General features: G+C 63.6%; 2 protein-coding genes and 2 pseudogenes. 2 read left to right on the forward strand and 2 right to left on the reverse strand.

From position 1 onward, the window contains the following. Positions 1-383: pseudogene (locus BGRAMDRAFT_RS35810) on the reverse strand (group II intron reverse transcriptase/maturase); the annotation flags it as partial. A 720-nt stretch (positions 384-1,103) separates the two neighbouring features. Continuing rightward, positions 1,104-2,090, reverse strand: a complete 987-nt coding sequence (locus BGRAMDRAFT_RS33070) for a LysR family transcriptional regulator (protein ID WP_006053293.1) — start codon at positions 2,088-2,090, stop codon at positions 1,104-1,106. Positions 2,091-2,211: 121 nt separating this feature from the next. Between BGRAMDRAFT_RS33070 and BGRAMDRAFT_RS33075 the strand changes: the two genes are divergently transcribed. Together BGRAMDRAFT_RS33075 and BGRAMDRAFT_RS33080 are read left to right on the forward strand one after the other, a co-directional pair. Continuing rightward, positions 2,212-3,090, forward strand: a complete 879-nt coding sequence (locus BGRAMDRAFT_RS33075) for a pirin family protein (RefSeq protein ID WP_006053294.1) — start codon at positions 2,212-2,214, stop codon at positions 3,088-3,090. Positions 3,091-3,303: 213 nt separating this feature from the next. Further along, positions 3,304-3,617 (forward strand): annotated as a pseudogene (locus tag BGRAMDRAFT_RS33080) (OsmC family protein); the annotation flags it as partial.

Here is a 3,617-nt window from a genome sequence, read left to right on the forward strand (position 1 = left end):
GTTACCGTCGGGATGCCAAGCTCGCGCTCGCCTCCATCCGGCTTCGGTATCGTCACCCGACGTACCGGGCTGGGCCGGTACGTCCCCTTGAGCAACTGTTCACGGATCGCGGGCCACGCCGTCACCAGATGACGCGACGTCTGGTCAACGTCCAGACCGTCCACGCCAGCGGCTCCCTTGTTGGACCGGACCCGTTTGAACGCCTGCTTCAGGTTCTCTCCTGTCAGCGCCGCTTCCAGCAGCGCCGACCCTGTGTCCCCGGATTCATGTCGCGGGCAGCAGGCTTCATCGCTAGTCGGTGTACGCCGTGCAGCTTCACCGCACGTGACCCCCACCCGCCCCGCTTGCGCGGGCATCTGACGCATTGCCTGTCGCATCGACATGACGCTGGACACTCCTTCCCGTTTAGCCCTTCGTCACCAGCTTCGGCCTCATCAACCTGTCCTGTGACTACTACGGCCTCTGCTGACTTCTCGCTCCGGCTCGACGCCGTTGCCCTTTCAGGCACGAGGCGAGATCTCCCCAGGTAAGAACGCAATCCTTCACCGCACAACCGCCGCATTTACGTTGCCTGATCCTTGACCACGAGAGCTTCGCGCTTCTTTGCACGCTCGCCCTGATCGGCACCGCCTCATATCCGGTTCTTGTTCATCGGCTCGCGGTTTCGCTCCACGCTTCCTCCCCACGCTCGGTCGCCCTCACGCAGTTGCGCTTCACTTCGTTCGCTGTGGTCAACTCACGATGGGACTTGCACCCACAAGACTGCGCCCATGCTGGGCGCACAAAGTAAAAGGCCTTCATCGTCGGATGAAGGCCTTTTTTTGTGCGCGCTCGGCGCCTTCGGGCGGCGGGATCATTTGCCTTCGGTCGAAGACTGCTGGCTCGGATCACCGCATGCGACAGCCGTGCTCGACACGGACAGCGCGGTCAGCCCTATCAGGCTCGCTATGATAGCGGCCATGAGTTTTCGCATAAGAGACTCCTTAGCGAAGGGATTTCAATATAGCGCCGTGAGCTCGCGCATTCAAGCAAACGCTGATTGAAAGTACTCATGACAGGCCACGCTTCAATGCTAAAAACGATGCCGCACAGCGCGCGATCTGCTAGGGCGACACCACCGCCGCAGTTCGCGAAACGGGCCGCTCGGCCGGCGCCGGGCATTCGGGCAAGATGTGCTTGCCGTCATCGGGATCGAGCATCTCGACCAGATAATCGACGAAAGCGCGCACGGCCGGCACCATCCCCTGCCGCGACACGAATACGGCGTACAACTGCGGCGCCGGAAAGGTCCAGCCCGGCATGACCGGCGACAATTGCCCGGTGCGCAACGGGGCGCCGTACATCATCTCCGGCAACGCGGCGATGCCGACGCCGCACAGCACGGCTTCGCGAATCGTCGACAGATCGGCGGTCACGAGACGCGGCTCGTGTTCGTGCACGTGACGGCTGCCGTCGGGCGCGATCAGGTGGTAGACGTGGCGGCCGTCGGTCGTCGGCACGTCGAGCGTTTCGAAGCGCGCCAGATCGTTCGGCTGCAACGGCGGCGCGTTCTGCTGCAGCAAGCTCGGCGCGCCCACCAGCATCTGCTGCGTGCGCCACAGCGGACGCACGACGATATTGGCGTTTTCCGGCGGATCGGAGCGCACGCGCAATGCGACGTCGATCGAATCTTCGAACAGATCGACGACGCGGTTCGTTACGCGCATGACGACCCGCACTTCGGGATACCGATGCATGAATTCAGGCAGGATCGTCGACAGAATGGTCTGCGAGACCGTGACGGGCACGCTCACGCGAACGGTGCCGCGCGGCGACGAGCGTAATTGCTGCACGACGTTCACGGCCGCCTGCGCCTCGCTCAGCATCGCCTGGCAATGCTGGTAGAAAAGCTGGCCGGCTTCGGTGAGCGCGAGCTTACGTGTCGAGCGCTGCAGGAGCCGCACGCCAAGCGACGCTTCGAGCTCGGTCAGGCGGCGCGACAGGCGCGATTTGGAGATGCCCAGCACGCGCTCGGCGGCGGAAAAGCCGCCATGTTCGACGACCTGCGAGAAATACATCAGGTCGTTCAGGTTGTGTGAATCGATCTTCATCTATCGTTCCAGTAATAGAACAATCCATTGCGTGGCGGCGGCTGGCGCCCCGAAAAACGGTCCCTATAATAGCCCTATGTTTCAAAAACAACGCTATTCCCGAATTTTCGAGGTGACATTGATGAGCACGACACGCACGATCGAACGCACGTTTCCCGCCGTTCGCACGACTGAAGGTGGCGGCTTCGTCGTTCACCGCCCTTTTCCCACCCGCATGCTGATGGACTTCGATCCGTTCCTGCTGCTCGACGAAATGGGACCGATCGACTACGCGCCCGGCGAAGCCAAGGGCGCGCCGGACCATCCGCACCGCGGCTTCGAAACCGTGACGTATGTGCTCGAAGGCCAGTTCGGCCACAAGGATTCCGCAGGCCACTCGGGCACGCTGCAGGCCGGCGACGTCCAGTGGATGACCGCCGGCGCGGGCGTCGTGCATAGCGAAATGCCCGACCCGTCGTTCGTGCGTACCGGCGGACGCGTGCACGGCCTGCAACTGTGGGTGAACCTGCCGCGGCGCGACAAGATGATCGCGCCGCGTTACCAGGACGTGCCGTCGGCGAAGATTCCGGTGGCGACTTCCGCGGACGGCAAGGTGCGCGTGAAGGTGATTGCGGGCGAGGCGCTCGGCGTGAAAGCCGCCGTTGAAACGCGCACGCCGATTCTCTATCAGCACTTTTCGTTGCAGCCGGGCGCGACGATTCGTCAGCCGGTGCCCGCCGACTATCGCGTGTTCGCGTATGGCCTGTCGGGCAAGGGCTTTTACGGCGAAGGCGAAGCGCGCCAGGAAATCGACGCGCGCAAGATGGTGGTGTTCGGCGACGACGGCGACGCGGTCACGCTGACAGCGGGCGCGGAACCGCTCGAGGTATTGCTGCTCGGCGGCGTGCCGTTGAAGGAGCCCGTGGTGCGTTACGGTCCGTTCGTCATGAACACGGAAGATGAAATCCGCCAGGCGGTGGTCGATTATCAGGCCGGCCGGATGGGCGCGATCACGCATTGAACGGACCGCGCGCGGGCGGCGCCACGCCGCGCGCGTGCAACCACAGCCACTTCTACCCAGCCTCGCGCCAAAGTACGGTGTGAGGCGGCCTCATGGCGCAAATGCCGCCGACTTCGTTCACAATAGCGATTCCTGCCGCGCGCCCGTCTCTCCGACCTTTCAGGCCATAGAACCGCCGCGCGCGGCGATTTCGGTCCCTGCATAGGAGCGCGCATGGCAGAAGCCACCGTCACCGCCCATATCGGTTCGACGAATTATCAGGTCCATTTCGACGACGGCAAGCACACGTGGCTCGCCGACGAACCCGAATCGCTCGGCGGCGGCGATCGCGGCCCCACGCCGGTCTCGCTGCTGCTGTCGAGCCTCGGCGCGTGCACGTCGGTCACGCTGAAAATGTACGCGCAACGCAAAGAGTGGCCGCTCGACGAAGTGCACGTCACGCTGAACATCGAAACCGGCGACGAAGCTCGACCATCGACCGCAAAATCACGCTGCACGGCGAACTGTCCGACGAACAGCGGGAACGG

Source organism: Paraburkholderia graminis C4D1M (genome assembly GCF_000172415.1).
GTDB classification, from domain to species: Bacteria; Pseudomonadota; Gammaproteobacteria; order Burkholderiales; family Burkholderiaceae; genus Paraburkholderia; species Paraburkholderia graminis.